The 14,999-nt window shown below is 65.1% G+C and carries 15 protein-coding genes; 13 read left to right on the top strand and 2 right to left on the bottom strand.

The window, feature by feature from the left end:
* Positions 1 to 127 precede the first annotated feature (127 nt).
* The 6 genes from infA to rplQ all read left to right on the top strand — a co-directional run bounded on the left by infA (position 128) and on the right by rplQ (position 3,244).
* Positions 128 to 349 carry a translation initiation factor IF-1 gene (gene infA / locus ACRQEC_RS04520; protein WP_016443080.1) on the top strand — a complete coding sequence of 74 codons (222 nt, stop codon included), beginning with the start codon at positions 128 to 130 and terminating at the stop codon, positions 347 to 349.
* A gap of 19 nt (positions 350 to 368) precedes the next feature.
* Positions 369 to 485 carry a 50S ribosomal protein L36 gene (gene rpmJ, locus ACRQEC_RS04515; protein ID WP_016443079.1) on the top strand — a complete coding sequence of 39 codons (117 nt, stop codon included), beginning with the start codon at positions 369 to 371 and terminating at the stop codon, positions 483 to 485.
* 126 nt (positions 486 to 611) lie between these two features.
* On the top strand, positions 612 to 986 hold the full coding sequence (gene rpsM, locus ACRQEC_RS04510; RefSeq protein ID WP_026428270.1) for a 30S ribosomal protein S13: 375 nt from the start codon (positions 612 to 614) through the stop codon (positions 984 to 986).
* Between the two features lie 29 nt (positions 987 to 1,015).
* On the top strand, positions 1,016 to 1,426 hold the full coding sequence (gene rpsK, locus ACRQEC_RS04505; protein ID WP_016443077.1) for a 30S ribosomal protein S11: 411 nt from the start codon (positions 1,016 to 1,018) through the stop codon (positions 1,424 to 1,426).
* Positions 1,427 to 1,616: 190 nt separating this feature from the next.
* Positions 1,617 to 2,618 carry a DNA-directed RNA polymerase subunit alpha gene (locus ACRQEC_RS04500; RefSeq protein ID WP_026428269.1) on the top strand — a complete coding sequence of 334 codons (1,002 nt, stop codon included), beginning with the start codon at positions 1,617 to 1,619 and terminating at the stop codon, positions 2,616 to 2,618.
* A gap of 29 nt (positions 2,619 to 2,647) precedes the next feature.
* Entirely contained in the window at positions 2,648 to 3,244 is a 597-nt protein-coding gene (gene rplQ, locus ACRQEC_RS04495; RefSeq protein ID WP_284889256.1) for a 50S ribosomal protein L17, read from the top strand.
* Positions 3,245 to 3,920: 676 nt separating this feature from the next.
* Here the strand turns inward: rplQ and ACRQEC_RS04490 are convergent.
* Positions 3,921 to 4,670 (bottom strand): ROK family protein, encoded by a 750-nt coding sequence (locus ACRQEC_RS04490; RefSeq protein ID WP_407707006.1) that lies wholly within the window; start codon positions 4,668 to 4,670, stop codon positions 3,921 to 3,923.
* A 256-nt stretch (positions 4,671 to 4,926) separates the two neighbouring features.
* On the opposite strand from ACRQEC_RS04490, the gene truA reads away from it, so the two are divergent.
* From truA to glmM, 5 genes are all read left to right on the top strand, one after another.
* A complete protein-coding gene (truA, locus tag ACRQEC_RS04485) occupies positions 4,927 to 5,802 on the top strand; it encodes a tRNA pseudouridine(38-40) synthase TruA (RefSeq protein ID WP_284889255.1) in 876 nt (291 codons plus the stop codon).
* Between the two features lie 156 nt (positions 5,803 to 5,958).
* The gene (locus ACRQEC_RS04480; protein WP_435734855.1) at positions 5,959 to 7,593 is read left to right on the top strand and encodes an LssY C-terminal domain-containing protein; all 1,635 of its coding nucleotides are present in this window, start codon (positions 5,959 to 5,961) and stop codon (positions 7,591 to 7,593) included.
* Positions 7,594 to 7,927: 334 nt separating this feature from the next.
* A complete protein-coding gene (gene rplM / locus ACRQEC_RS04475; protein ID WP_087070545.1) occupies positions 7,928 to 8,371 on the top strand; it encodes a 50S ribosomal protein L13 in 444 nt (147 codons plus the stop codon).
* A gap of 44 nt (positions 8,372 to 8,415) precedes the next feature.
* On the top strand, positions 8,416 to 8,904 hold the full coding sequence (gene rpsI / locus ACRQEC_RS04470; protein WP_016443070.1) for a 30S ribosomal protein S9: 489 nt from the start codon (positions 8,416 to 8,418) through the stop codon (positions 8,902 to 8,904).
* Positions 8,905 to 9,236: 332 nt separating this feature from the next.
* Positions 9,237 to 10,583 carry a phosphoglucosamine mutase gene (gene glmM / locus ACRQEC_RS04465; RefSeq protein ID WP_284889253.1) on the top strand — a complete coding sequence of 449 codons (1,347 nt, stop codon included), beginning with the start codon at positions 9,237 to 9,239 and terminating at the stop codon, positions 10,581 to 10,583.
* A gap of 112 nt (positions 10,584 to 10,695) precedes the next feature.
* Here glmM and coaA read toward each other — a convergent pair whose 3' ends face one another.
* Entirely contained in the window at positions 10,696 to 11,748 is a 1,053-nt protein-coding gene (coaA, locus tag ACRQEC_RS04460) for a type I pantothenate kinase (RefSeq protein ID WP_284889252.1), read from the bottom strand.
* Positions 11,749 to 11,863: 115 nt separating this feature from the next.
* Between coaA and ACRQEC_RS04455 the strand changes: the two genes are divergently transcribed.
* Together ACRQEC_RS04455 and alr are read left to right on the top strand one after the other, a co-directional pair.
* A complete protein-coding gene (locus ACRQEC_RS04455) occupies positions 11,864 to 13,534 on the top strand; it encodes a bifunctional ADP-dependent NAD(P)H-hydrate dehydratase/NAD(P)H-hydrate epimerase (RefSeq protein WP_284889251.1) in 1,671 nt (556 codons plus the stop codon).
* Between the two features lie 130 nt (positions 13,535 to 13,664).
* Entirely contained in the window at positions 13,665 to 14,858 is a 1,194-nt protein-coding gene (gene alr, locus ACRQEC_RS04450; RefSeq protein WP_284889250.1) for an alanine racemase, read from the top strand.
* Positions 14,859 to 14,999 lie beyond the last annotated feature (141 nt).

The following is a 14,999-nucleotide window of genomic DNA, read 5'->3' as shown; positions in this document are numbered from 1 at the left end:
CCTTACGTAGGGGCGGCTTCGTGCAGTAGTATTGAACGTCGGTGCCGTGTGCCCGTATGGCGCACGCTTGCGCACCGATTTTGATGTCCCGCACAATCCGGTGCGGGCAACACTGTTAGCGAGGAACATGGCGAAGAAAGACGGCGTCATCGAAGTTGAAGGTAGCGTGATCGAAGCGCTGCCCAACGCGATGTTCAAGGTCGAGCTGGAAAACGGGCACGAAGTTCTGGCCCATATTTCCGGCAAAATGCGTCAGCACTACATTCGTATCCTGCCCGAGGATCGGGTGGTTGTAGAGCTCACGCCCTATGACCTGAACCGCGGGCGGATTGTCTACCGCTACAAGTGATCAACAAGGAAAGTTATTCATGAAGGTCAAGCCGAGCGTTAAGCGCATTTGCGATAACTGCAAGGTCATTCGGCGCCACGGTCGCGTCATGGTGATCTGCAGCTCGAATCCGCGCCATAAGCAGCGTCAGGGCTAAAGCCCCGTTGCACCAGCACTGTTAGCCGCAAGGCAACCCCCGGTCCGGAGGCCGGGGCTCACGGATTAGAGACCCGTGGGAACAGCAGTGCCCGACACCTCCGGCATAACTAAGGGAGCTAAGAAATTGGCACGTCTCTCCGGCGTTGATCTCCCCCGCGAAAAGCGGATTGAGATCGCGCTTACTTACATTTTTGGCATTGGACGCACCCGCGCCCACGAGACCCTCGCCGCTACCGGGGTGAACCCCGATACCCGCGTGCGTGATCTCACTGAAGACGATCTGGTGAAACTCAAGAACCATATCGACGAGAACTACAAGGTTGAAGGCGACCTGCGCCGCGAAGTCCAGGCCGATATTCGCCGCAAGATCGAAATCGGTTCGTACCAGGGCCTGCGTCACCGTCGCGGCCTGCCCGTGCACGGGCAGCGCACCAAGACCAACGCGCGCACCCGCAAGGGCCCCAAGCGCACCGTGGCCGGTAAGAAGAAGGCCAAGTAGGCTTCGTCGTAGTTCAGGAGAAATAGATTATGGCTCGTCAGACTCGTTCTGCTAACGCCGGTGCGCGCCGTCCGCGTCGCAATCAGCGTCGTAATGTCACCGTGGGTCAGGCCCACATTAAGTCCACCTTCAATAACACCATCGTGTCCATCACCGATCCCACCGGCGCGGTGATTGCTTCCGCGTCCTCCGGGATGGTTGGCTTCAAGGGCTCGCGTAAGTCGACTCCCTACGCCGCGCAGCTCGCCGCGGAAAACGCCGCGCGCCAGGCCATGGAACAGGGCATGAAGAAGGTTGATGTATTCGTCAAGGGTCCGGGTTCCGGGCGCGAAACCGCGATCCGTTCCCTGACCGCCTCCGGGCTGGAAGTCACCTCCATTTCCGATGTGACTCCGCAGGCCTTCAACGGGTGCCGCCCGCCCAAGCGCCGTCGCGTCTAATACGCGTTTGGCCGCAACTGCGTCGTCGTTCTTAACGACGACGCCGCGCGCAGCGGCCCCGGCCGCTGCGGCACCCCTCCCAGGGCGTGGGCTTTGACAGGAAAAGCCGCGCCCGAACCTCGCGGACAGACGGAGTTTCGCGAGGCTACGCAAACCTCATATAGCGGTTGTTTGCGGAAAGGAAAGAATCGTGCTTATTGCACAACGTCCCGTTCTGAGTGAAGAGAAGATCTCCGAATTCCGGTCCCGGTTCGTCCTCGAACCGCTCGAACCCGGATTCGGGTACACGCTGGGCAATTCCCTGCGCCGTACCTTGCTGTCCTCCATTCCCGGTGCTGCGGTCACCTCGATCCGCATCGATGGGGTGCTCCATGAGTTCTCCACCATTCCCGGTGTGAAGGAAGATGTTGCGGAAATCATCCTCAACCTCAAGGAACTTGTTGTCTCCTCGGATAACGACGAACCGGTCCTCATGTACCTGCGGAAGACCGGCCCGGGCGAAGTGACCGCCGCGGATATCACCCCGCCGGCGGGCGTGGAGATCCTCAACCAGGATCTGCATATCGCCACCCTCAATGACAAGGGCAAGCTCGAAATCGACCTCACGGTTGAACGCGGGCGCGGCTACGTTTCCGCGGCTCTCAACAAGGGCGATAACGATGAGATCGGCCGCATTCCGATTGACTCGATCTACTCGCCGGTGCTCAAGGTTTCCTACAAGGTGGAAGCCACTCGTGTGGAACAGCGCACCGACTTTGATCGCCTCGTGGTGGATGTGGAAACCAAGGAGTCGACGACCCCGCGGGACGCTCTCGCCTCTGCCGGCAAGACCCTCGTGGAGCTCTTCGGCCTGGCCGTGGATCTCAATGACGAAGCCGAAGGCATCGAAATTGGTCCGGCACCGGTTACCGAGCAGCGCTCCTCGGATCTGCAGCGTCCGATCACCATCCTCAACCTGCCCGCACGTTCCCAGAACTGCCTGCAGCGCGAAGGTATCCACACCATTGGGGAACTGGTGCAGCGTTCGGAAGCCGACCTGCTCGATATTCGCAACTTCGGGGCGAAGTCCATCGATGATGTCAAGGATGAACTGGCGAAGATGGACCTGAGCCTCAAGGATTCCGGATCGAGCTTCCTCGGTGGCGGATTCGATGATTTCGGGATGCAGTTCAGCGACGATTCTCAGGCCTGAGCAGCCACATAATTTACTAGGAGTAGACAATGCCTAAGCCCACCAAGGGTCCGCGCCTCGGCGGTAGCCCCGCCCACCAGCGCAAGATTCTTGCCAACCTGTGCAAGGAACTTATTCATCACACCTCGATCAAGACCACCGAAGCGAAGGCTCGCGCGGTGCGTCCCCATATCGAAAAGCTCATCACGAAGGCGAAGAAGGGTGATACCCACAATCGCCGCCTGGCCCTCAAGGTGCTGGGTGATCGTGAAACCGCCTACATCCTCTTCGAGGAACTCGCCCCGCTGTTCGCGGAACGCGAGGGTGGCTACACCCGCATCACCAAGGTGGGCAATCGCCGCGGTGATAACACCCCGATGGCCGTTATTTCGCTGGTGACCGAGAAGGTTTCCCCGAAGCAGGCGGTTGTTAAGGAAGCGGAAAAGGCCGCTGAGCGTGCCGCTGCCGCGGAAGAAGCCGAGTCGGCTGAGTCGGCGGAATCCGCTGAGTCTGCTGAAAGCGCGGAATCTGCGGAATCGGCTGAGTCTGCCGAGAGCGCCGCTTCGGCGGAAAGCGCCGAGTCTGCGGAATCGGCTGCAAGCGCGGACGAAGCTGCGGAAGCCGAGAAGGCCGAAGAAGCTAAGTAAGCGCCTGTGGGAAGTCCGGTTGCTTGACGAACCGGGCGGCCTAGAAGCTTGAGAAAAGGGCTTCGGAAACGTGAGTTTCCGGAGCCCTTTTCGCTGCCCGCCGGACGCGTGGCTACTGTTGGCTGCGGGACGCGTGGCTACTGTTGGGCGCGTCCTTGGCTTGGATCCGTCCCGGAACTGCCGTGACCTGTGCCTGGAAACAAAGTGCGAGGCAGAGCACCGTTTCGGGGCGGTTTTGTGTCTCTTACGCACATCCTGTGGGAGGCGATGTCTCGGACTCACACTTTGCCTAGTTGGACCGCCTGGCTTACCCGCGGATTCGGAGCACCGCGCTGGATCACCGCGCCGAACCGCCGCGCTGGAGCGCCGCGCCGGACCGCCGCGCCGGTCGGGGCGGGGTGTATTTTTCTGAGCTGTACTGCGGATGTCGTACATACGAAGTACAGCCCTGAAAACAGATACCCCCTCCCCAGGGGCTGGTGTGACTATTGAAGTGAGTGAGGCCAGTGAGATTCACGCGGGTCGGTCGCCTTGTCTGCCTGAAATCAAAGTGCAACGGCAGCTACGTTAAGAAATTGTTTTGATGTCGTGGGGTTGCATCCTGTTGGGCTCGCTGTCGTGGAGTTGCCTTTTGTGGAGGGAGCTGCGGACGGGGCTGCCGACCTGTCTATTTACCCTACTGTTCCGCGCGGGCCCGCTCGGAGGCGGCCACCAAATCCCAGGCGCGCACCCCGCCACTCATCCCGGCGGCATTCGGAATAAAGACCACCGAGCCGCCCAGGCGTTCGCGCACGCTCTCGGTAATGCGCGCCGCGTTGCCGCCCCCGAGGTAGAGGGTGTCCCAGCGGATCACCGGGTAGAGGGATTCAATAGCGCGGGCCACCTGCCGGCTCCACGCGGCATCGCCCAGGCGGATGCGCTCAATTTCACCGATCACGTCATCATAGGTGAGGCCCCAGCGCAGCGGGGCATGCGAAAACTCCAGGTGGGGGGCCAGCACCCCGTTATCAACAATCGCATTGCCCAGTCCGGTTCCGAAGGTGAGCACCACTTCCAAGCCCCGGCCGGTCACGGTTGCGGCGGCGGCCACCTCGGCGTCGTTGAGCACCAGGGTGGGGCGGGAAAAACGTGCGGCGAGGGCAGCGCGAATATCCAGGCCGTTCCAGGCGGCCTCCATCTCCGGGTCGAGGCGGGTATGCGGGCCGGCACGGCGAATGTAATGCGGGGTATAAACCACCACGCCGTGGCGGAGCATCCCCGGCATTCCTACCGTGAGGCGCTCGAAATCGCAGCCCTCGGCGCGCAGTGCGGCGGCATCCGCAGCGATGATATTTTCCAGGGCCGCGGGGGAGAAGGGGTAGCGGACCGGGGTACGCCGGGCCGGCCCGATCTGGGTGCCGGCCGCGTCCAGCAGCGCCGTTTTGATACCGCCTCCGCCGCAATCAACCGCGAATGTGCGCGGTCCGGAAACAGCAGCCGCGGTGGTGGCGTTCGCGGCATCCTCCGGGCTAGGTGCGCTCGCGTACAGCGGTGCGGTGCCGAGCGGGAGAGCCGGCTCCTCGCTTTCGGGTGCACGGCCCGCGGCTACACAGGCCTCGGCTACGTGCCCCTCGGGCACGCGGCTTTCCGGTACGCGGCCCGCGAGTATGCGTGCGGAGGGCTCGGCATGGGAAACTGGATCCATGAGTGACACGCTAGCGCAAAACCTTCGGCTTCGGCTTGATCTTTCCTACGACGGTACCGAATTTCACGGTTGGGCGGCGCAGCCCGGCCTGCGCACCGTGGAAGGCACCCTCACCGAAGCCCTCGCCACGGTGCTGCGCGTGCCGGTCGCCCTCACCGTTGCCGGGCGCACCGACGCCGGGGTGCATGCCCGCGGGCAGGTCGCTCATCTGGATGTGCCGCGCGCTGCACTCGCCTCGGTGGCGGGGCGTTCTCAAGATGACCCCACCCGGGTGCTGGTGCGGCGCGTGCAGGGCCTGCTCGCGCGGGGTGCGGGCGGCCCGCGGGGGAGTGCCGATATTGTGCTCCACAGCGCCCGCGAAGTTTCCCCCGATTTCGACGCCCGTTTTTCCGCGGTGTCGCGCGAATACACGTACCGCATTGCGGTGGGTCACTTTGATCCTTTACGACGCCGCGATGTTCTCTGGCTGGCCGGCCCGCTCGACCTCAACGCGATGCGGGAGGCCGCGGCCTCCCTCCTGGGCGAACACGATTTCCTCTCCTATTGCAAACCGCGCCCGGGGGCGACGACGGTCCGCGAGCTCCTGGCCCTGGACGTGGCTGAAGAAGGCGAGTTGGTAACCATCCACGCGGTGGCCGATGCTTTCTGCCATTCCATGGTGCGGACCCTGGTCGGCTCGCTGCTCCGAGTGGGTGAGGGGCAGCGCGACGCCGCCTGGCCACTCCGGCGCCTGCGCGAAGCGAGCCGCGACGGGGAAGTGGTGGTGGCCCCGCCCCATCCCCTCACCCTGGAAAAAGTGAATTATCCCGAACCGGCCCAGTGGGCCGCGCGCGCCGCGGCATCCCGGGCCATCCGCACCCTGCTTGAGGATTAGCTGGGCGTTACCGTTGCGCACGCTCGGCGCGGCGAACCGTGCCGCCGCTGCTCCGCACGCAGCTGCAGCGGAAGTTGCCTGCGCTGTAGCGTGCGCGGTGAACACTTTCAATTCAGGCCGATTTAATGTGTCGTAGGCGCCGAGTAAAATCAAGGCGTGACTCAGGAACAAAGCGATGTCGGGCAAACAACGCCGGTGCTCTCGGTGCGGCACAGCGCTGACCAGCGCTGGCCGGTCCCCGCGCGCCCGCCCGCCTATACCCGCCTGCCCCGGCAGCGGCTGCGGCGCGGCTTCCCCTTGTATGCGGTCTTGGCGGGGCTTTTCGTCGTCGTCGCCCTGATTTACAGTTTCTGGCTGGCTGTGCTGCTTTTGCTGCGCGGGCTCCCCGGGCAGCCGCTGTGGTGGCTCCACCTGCTGGTATTTTGGGCGCTCGCGGCGTATTTCGCTTTCCCGCGCCTCCACCAGCTGTTTTCGCTGATGTACGTCCCGGATTATTTCTTCGGGCGCACCAAAACGGCGGACGGCATCCTCGGGGACCCGGTCAATATCGGCTGGGAGGGCAGCGAGGCGGATATTCACGCGGCCATGCGGGCCGCGGGCTGGATTGAAGCCGAACCCATTACCTTCCGCACTTCTTGGCGGATAATTGTGGCCGCGGTGCTGCGCCGCTCCTATCCCTCCGCACCGGTCTCCGACCTGTATTTGTTTTCCCGGAAACAGGAATTCGCCTACCAGCAGGAAGTGGATGGTAATGCGGCCCGGCGCCACCACGTGCGCTTCTGGCGCTGCCCGCCGGATTGGACGCTCCCGGGTGGGGAACGCATCACCTGGCTCGCCGCCGGAACCTTTGATCGTAGCGTGGGCCTGTCTATTTTCACCGGGCAATTCACCCACAAAATCGATCCGAATATTGATGCGGAGCGGGATTTCATTATCAATACGGTGCGCTACGCGGATCCCGATAGTCACGTGAGCGTGATCGAGCAGTATTTCAATGCCTATAGCTCGCGTAACGGCGGCGGGGATGAGATTCAAACCGACGGTGATCTTCCCATCCTCGATGTCACCGGCGCCGCCGCGCGCCTGGAAGAGGGGCTGGAACTGGAAGAGGGGCTAGAGGCGGCCCTCCCCGATGCCGAGGGAACGTACGGTGAGGAAGCATGCGGTGAGGAAGCGCGCGGTGAGGGAACATGCGGTGAGGGAATGCGTGGTGCGGGAACGTGCGCTTCCGGTAGTGGAACGACGGCGCTGCCGGGCCGCGGGCGCTCTAGCCATCCGCGCGCGGGCCGGCGGGGTTCGAGATACCCGGGCCGGGGGGGGGGGGGGGCGGGCCGGCGCCGGCACGCCGGCGCGGTGGGCAAACCCGGGTGGCGCAATTCCAGTGCCATGGCGGAAAAAGCCACCGAGCTGGCGCGCACCGCGGCCGAACACCGCGTCCCGCCCGGGGCCCTGCTCTTTTCCGCTGTCGCGATCACGGTGCTGCTGGGCGCCGCGCTGGTCACCGATATGCTCCCGGCTTCCGCGGTGGACGTGGTGCTCTACCTGGTGATGCTGCTGCTCCTGTTCGGGGTGGCCAACCATTCCCGGGTGGCCTGGGTGCTCTTCCTCGCCTGCGAAGCGGGTATTGCGCTGCTCTACCTTTTGCTTGCAACCACGGGGGAAACCGCGGCCATGTACCCGGCCGGGATCTCGGTGCTGGTGGTGCTGGCAATCACCGCGCCGCATGTGCGCCTGTGGGTCACAGAAGGCCGGGCCGAACCCGTGGTGGACCTGCCCACCCCGATCCTGTAATGCCCGATCCTGTAGTACCTGATCCTGTCATGCCCGCTTCTCTAGTGCCCACCCGCACTGCCGCGGCGCGCAGGAAAGTGAGGCGGCGGGCCGGTGCGGCGTCGTCGTACTTTCCCGCGCGGAAGCGCCGGTGGAGTACCTCACAGCGTCGGCAAAGCTTTGACCGGCATAGGCGCTACGGGTATGATAGAGCGTTGTTGTCCATACCATCGGCGCGATGCTTATTCCCACTCGTCGCGCGCTGTGAAGGGCACATCTAACTTTTGACCGTTACGGTTTCGCCCGCCACCACGGCGGATGTTCGGAACCAATATCAGAAACGAAGGCTACGCACGTGCGCACGTACACTCCTAAGCCCGGCGACATTGAGAAGAAGTGGTACATCATTGACGCCACCGATGTTGTCCTCGGGCGTTTGGCAGCTCAGGTTGCCGCCCTGCTCCGTGGGAAGCACAAACCGAATTTTGCTCCTCACATGGATACCGGCGATTTCGTTATTATCACGAATGCGAGCAAGGTGACCCTCACGGGAAGCAAGGCAACGCAGAAGATGGCTTACCGGCATTCCGGTTACCCGGGGGGCCTCAAGGCTACCTCGTACGCCGAACTCCTTGCCTCGAATCCCGAGCAGGCCGTTATTAAGGCGGTGCGCGGCATGCTTCCGCACACATCTCTCGGCCGCCAGCAGCTGAAGAAGCTGAAGGTTTTCGCCGGCGCTGAGCATCCGCACGGAGCTCAGAAGCCCGAACCTTACGAGCTGAAGAAGATCGCCCAATAAGCGAGTCGCGTTCGGCCGCTTTTTTCGGAACAGGATTTACATCAATGTCAGAAACTCAAATTGACACCCAGGTGGAGGAGGAGTTCAGCGGCTCCTACACCACAGAGACCGAAACCCCCAAGGTCGGTCAGGGTGTATCCGCCGCTGTCCCGGGTCAGGCACTCGGCCGCCGCAAGGAAGCCGTTGCCCGCGTCCGGCTCGTCCCCGGCTCCGGGGAATGGAAGGTGAACGGCCGTGACCTGGCCGATTACTTCCCCAACAAAATCCATCAGCAGCTCGTGAAGTCCCCCTTCACCCTGCTCGATCTCGAAGGCCGTTTCGATGTTATCGCCCGTATCAACGGCGGTGGCATTTCCGGCCAGGCCGGTGCGCTGCGTCTTGGCATCGCCCGCGCCCTCAACGAAATTGACCGCGAAGCGAATCGCCCGGCCCTCAAGAAGGCCGGTTACCTCACCCGCGATGCTCGCGCGGTGGAACGCAAGAAGGCCGGCCTGAAGAAGGCCCGCAAGGCTTCGCAGTTCTCCAAGCGTTAAGCTTCGGCGTTATGCGCCATTTCGGCGCAGCGCTCAGTTTTTACAAGGGAGGTCCCACTTCGGGGCCTCCCTTGTTTTATGCTGCGGTTCGCCCTTTGCAGTGCGCCGTGCGCGGTTCGCCGTTTGGCCACCCCGCGTCCACCCCGCGTTCCTTTTTCCGCCGGCCGGCCGCGCGCGTTACAGTAGAACACAGCGCACCCGCGGTGCCAACCAGGCCGGCCAGCTTCAACAAGCTCCACAGCCGCCCCGGTTCCGGGCCCCGCGGGCGAAATAAGAACAGAGGGAAGCACATGTGGCGCGGCACCGGCCGCGCCCCGGCGAAAGGCTGAGTAATGCCACGACTTTTTGGAACAGACGGCGTCCGCGGACTCGCAAACCGCGCACTCACGGCGGACCTCGCCGTGAAATTGGGTGAAGCCGCCGCCCGGGTCCTCACCCGCGAATTCGACGGGGAAGGCCGCCCGCGCGCGGTCATCGGTCAGGATTCGCGTGTCTCGGGCGGGATGCTATCCCAGGCGGTGGCGGCCGGGCTCGCCGGCGCCGGGGTGGACGTGGAACACGTGGACGTTATCCCCACCCCCGGCATCGCCTTCCTCACCGCGGAAGGCGGCTATGACCTGGGCGTCATGATCTCCGCGTCCCACAACCCCATGCAGGACAACGGCATTAAATTCTTCGCCAAAGGCGGCTTCAAACTCGAAGACAGCCTCGAAGACGAAATCGAAGAACTCCTCGGCACGGACTGGGGCCGCCCCACCGGCGCCGGCATCGGCCGCATCAGCGATACCGCAGAATTCGGGGATCGCCTCTACCTCGACCACCTCACCACCGCGATCACCACCCGGCTGGACGGCCTGACCATCGTCACCGATTGCGCGAACGGCGCCACTTCCGCCATCGCACCCGAGGCGCTGCGCCGCGCCGGAGCGAAGGTTATTGTTATTAACGCCGATCCTTCCGGATACAACATCAACGACGGCTGCGGCTCCACCCACCCGGAAGCCCTCCAGCGCGCGGTCGTGGATAACGGCGCCGATTTCGGGGTGGCTTTCGACGGCGACGCAGACCGCTGCCTCGCGGTCGATCACGAAGGCGAGCTCGTGGACGGCGATCAAATCATGGCAATCCTCGCCCTCGCCCTCAAGGATGCCGGCAAACTCGCGAAAGATACCCTCGTCGTCACGGTCATGTCCAACCTCGGCCTGCTCCTGGCGATGAAAGAGCACGGCGTGCGCACGATCCAAACCGGGGTGGGGGACCGCTACGTCCTCGAAGAAATGCGCCGCGGGGGATACAGCCTGGGCGGCGAACAATCCGGCCACGTCATCTCCCTCGAAAAAGCCACCACCGGCGACGGCTCCCTCACCAGCCTGCTCCTCGCCCAGCAGGTCGCGGCATCCGGGCGCAGCCTGAAAGAGCTGGCCAGCGTGGTCACCCGCCTTCCGCAAATCCTCGTGAATGTTCCGAATGTGGATAAAGCCGCGGCTTCCACAAACGAGCAGGTCCAGCGCGCGGTCCGCGAGGCCGAGGAACGCCTAGGGGAGACCGGCCGGGTGCTGCTGCGCCCCTCGGGCACCGAGCCGCTGGTGCGCGTCATGGTCGAGGCCGCCACCCAGGAGGAGGCAAACGCCGTGGCCCACGAACTCGCGGACGTGGTCGCCACAAACCTCGCGCTATAACTCTTACGGTGCGCGCCGCGCAGTATTTTTTACGACGACGCCGCCACGTAGCCTTGTGCCCCGGCCCGCCTACGCTGCTGGCCGGGGCACAGCCTAGCTATGGGCCGGGCGGCTACAACTTACGCAGGTGAATGCGCTGGACCCGGTGGTCGGCGCCCTTGCAGAGCATAATATCGGCGCGCTCGCGGGTGGGCTGAATATTCTCCAGCAGATTGGGCAGGTTGATGGCGTTCCAGATGTCGAGGGAGCGGGCCCGCAGCTCGGCGTCTGGCATATCCGCAAACTGGTGGAAATAGGCGCCGGGCAGATTAAAAGCGACGTCGCGCAATTTGAAAATACGCGAGAGATACCAGGTTTCCAGATCTTCCGGGGAAGCGTCCACGTAAATCGAGACGTCGAAGAAATCGGAAACCGCGGTGAGGTTCCCGGTGTAGAAAGCAGCATCTGTGGGAGTGACGCGCGCGGGGGCGGCGGTCCGGGTGCCGGGCCGCGAATCAGCTTGCTCGCCGGCCGCTGTGCCGTCCCCGGCATTCCTGTTCGGCCAGCCGGCTGCCAGCAGTGGCGGCTGGAGCACATTGAGCCCTTCCAGGATGAGAATATCCGGGTGGGCCACCACCTGGTGCTGACCGGGCACAATATCGTAAATAACATGATCGTAGCGGGGCACCTCCACGCGGTCCTCCCCGGATTTGACCCGCCGCAGAAAATCAAGAAGCGCGGCGTGATCATAGGATTCCGGGAAACCCTTGCGGTCCATGAGGCCGCGCTCTTCCAGCACCGCATTGGGGTAGAGGAAGCCATCCGTGGTCACCAGGTCCACTCGGGGAGTGTAGGGCCAGCGCCGAAGCAACTCTTGGAGAAGTCGCGCCGTCGTCGATTTTCCTACCGCAACCGAACCGGCAATACCGATGACAAAAGGCGTGCGCTGTTCGCGCAAACCCAAAAAATCGGAAGTTTTGCGGTGCAGATCGCCGATTTCCTGGGCGTACATTTGCAGCAGCGCGGAGAGCGGGCGGTAAATAGCATCCGCTTCGGCCAGGTCAATCGGGTCGCCGAGGGCTTTCAGGTGCCGCACATCCGTGTGCGTGAGGGGGAGGGGCGCGTTCTTGGCGAGGGCGCTCCATTCGTCGTGCGTGAAGGTGACGAGGTGACGGTTGGACTCCATGGGGCCAGCCTACTAGCTGGGCGCGGGTATCGCGGCGCAGGTGCGCGGCTCTGCTCGCGGTTCGTGACCGCGCCGGCCCAGCTCCACGGGCGCGGGCGCGCGTTACCATACCAGTATGTTGCGTACCTATGATGCCGCGACCGTGCGAGCCGCGGAAGAACCCCTGTTGGCGGCCGGCGAGCCGCTCATGGCCCGGGCCGCTCGGGCGCTCGCGAATGCGATTATTTGGGAGCTGCGCCGCCGCTCCATCCGCGTGAGCGGGACCCGCATCGCGATTTTTGCCGGGGCGGGTAATAACGGCGGGGACGCCCTCTACGCCGGTGCATATTTAGCACGGCGCGGGGCCACCGTGGTGGCGGCGCTTCCGCTGCCCGCCTATCACCGCGCGGGGGCGCAGGCTTTGGAGCGGGCCGGCGGCACTCTCATCCGCGAGGCCAGCGTGGCGCAGGCGGTTGAGCTCGCGCGCCGCAGCGCCGTGTGGATGGACGGGCTGCTCGGCATCGGTGCGCGCGGGCCGGCGCGCGAACCGCTGGCTTCGTGGCTTGCCGCGCTGGAATCCGAGCGCCTGGCCAGCCCGGTGGAACCGCTCGTGGTCGCGGTGGATACCCCCTCCGGGATCGGGGTGGACGACGGCGCCCTCCCTGGCCCCTACCTCTCCGCCCACCTCACCGTGACTATGGGAGCGGCCAAAGCCGGGCTGGTGCTCGACCCGGCCCGCCGGGCCGCGGGGCGCATCGAGGTGGTGGAACTCGGCTTCGCCCCCTACCTGGGCGAACCTTCCGTGCTGCGCCTGGGCGATTCCGATGTGGCGGACCTGTGGCGGGTGCCCGGCGCCAACGACCACAAATACACCCGCGGCGTGGTGGGGATCGTGGCCGGTTCGGTGCAGTACCCGGGTGCGGGTTTATTAACGACGACGGCCGCTCTCGCGGCGGGACCCGGGATGGTACGTTACCTCGGCGAGAATGAGGTCGCGGAGCTGGTCATCACCGCGCATCCGGAAGTGGTGGCGGCCCCGGGGCGCATCCAGGCCCTCGCGGTTGGTTCGGGCGATCCTCCGGGAGCACCGGCCCTGCTGCACGCCGCGCTTAAAGACGGCTCCCCGGTGGTTGTGGATGCTGGGGCCTTGCCCACCATCGCCGATATAGCGGCGCGCAAAGGCGTGCGGTTCGGCGAGCACGTGGTGCTCACCCCGCACGCCGGGGAAGCCGCCCTGCTCGCCGCGCAATTGGATCTCCGCAACGGGGATGGCACGCCTTTTAGCCGCGCGGTGATTGAGTCCTGCCCGGTGGCGGCCGCGCGGGCCCTGGCGTCCCGGTTGGGTGCGACGGTGGTGCTCAAGGGATCCGTTGACGTGGTGGCCAGCCCGAGCGGATCGTGCTACGCCCAGGGCGGAGCGCCTGGCTGGCGCGCCGTGGCCGGGGCCGGCGATGTGCTGGCCGGGCTCATCGGAGCCATGCTCGCTCAGCATGCCGTGGTTGCCGAGCACACGGAGGTTGCGGGGCGTACTGAACTCACCGAGCCGGCAGATGGCGCGGGCGGGCCCACCGTAATCGACGCACCCGCTGCGACTGCCTGCCTCGCACCCGGGGCGGCCGCCCGTATTGCGGCCGCTGCCCTGCACGTGCATGCCCGCGCTGCCGCGCTCGCGGCCGGAACGCCATTCGCCGCGCCGGTGCGGGGCGCGCTCGGGGAACCTGCCCCCGCGCCGGGCCGGCCTATCAGCGCAGCCCAGATCGCCGCGCGCATACCGGAGGTCATCGGCCAGATTCTGAGCGGCGCGTAGAATACAGGCACGCCCGCGCCGCGGCCCGCGGCCGGCAGCTCGCAGCGCGGCTCGCCCGCAGGCGACCAGCGCGCCGCAGCTCGCCAGTCCCGCCCCGCACTCCTATCCGCGCCTCAACAGGAAGAACACCATGTTTAACCTTGATCCCGCAGTTTTCACCTCCCGAGCTACCATCAGCCTGGGTGCGCTCGAACAGAACCTCACCCGGGTACGGGCCCACCTCACGGGCCAGAAAATCATGGCGGTTATCAAAGGTGATGCCTACGGCCACGGGTTGCTTCCCGCTGCGCGCGCATTCGCGCGCGCGGGAGCGGACTACCTGGGGGTTGCCCAACTTGCCGAAGCGCTCGCGCTGGTCCGGGAATGGGGGGAGCGGCCTACCGAAGGTGAAGCGCTGGCTGGCCACCCGACTCTGCCCCCGGTGTTCTCCTGGATTTACACCCCCGATAGTGACCTCGCTCCGGCACTGAAAGCCGGAATTGAACTCTCGGTGGGGGACACCTGGATGATTGAGGCGGTAGCGCGGGCCGCGGAAGCTACCGGCCACACCGCCCGGGTCCACCTGAGCGTGGATAGCGGCATGACCCGCGAGGGCTTCAACCTGGAAGATATCCCCGCGGCCGCACAACTCCTAGCCGAACACCAACAGGCTGGGCGCCTTCAAGTGGTTGGCATCTGGAGCCACCTGGCCTGCGCGGATGACCCGGATAGCGATGCCACCACCAGCCAAATCGCCGCTTTCGACGAAGCTCGCCGCCTCGCCGCCCGCGCCGGCCTCAGCCCGCGCCTGGCCCACCTTTCCGCCTCCAGCGGGGTGCTCTGGCACCCGGGAGCCCGCTACGATATGGTGCGCCCCGGCATTATCCTCTACGGGCTCAGCCCCGAACCGCGCCGCACCCTCGCCTCTGACCTGGGCTTGCGCCCCGCCATGCGCCTAGAATCCGAACTCCTCACCACCCGCCAGCTTTCCCACCGCGCCGGCGTTTCTTACGGGCACACGGCCGTTGTTGAGGACGGGGCCGTGCTCGGCGTCGTACCGCTCGGATATGCCGATGGGGTTCCGCGGGCGCTGTCCAATAAGGGCTATGTGACGGTCGGGGAGGGGCCGGCCGCTCAGCGCGCGCCCATCACCGGGCGGGTGTGCATGGACCAGTTTGTGGTGCGCCTGGACGGGCCGCTGCCGGCCGGCACCCCCGTGGTGCTCTTCGGCGACCCGGCCCGCGGGGAAGTGAGCGCCGCGCAATGGGCGCTGGCCAGCGGCACGATTTCTTATGAGATTATTACCCGGGTGGCCGCCCGGGTCCCGCGCGTGTACGTGAAGTAGGCACCCGCGCAAAGAAATACCGCGTGCGAAAACTAGCGGCCCGCCGCAGCCCCGACGTGCTGAACCCGGCACCTGCACGTCGCCCCGCGCCCCGGCCCGCACGCCCTACGCCCGCGCCCGCGAAGCGACGTAGAATAGCAC

This window comes from Actinotignum saccati, assembly GCF_051265055.1.
GTDB lineage: Bacteria > Actinomycetota > Actinomycetes > Actinomycetales > Actinomycetaceae > Actinotignum.
Note: the sequence above shows the minus strand (reverse complement) of the source record. Positions and strands in the feature narration are given on the sequence as shown.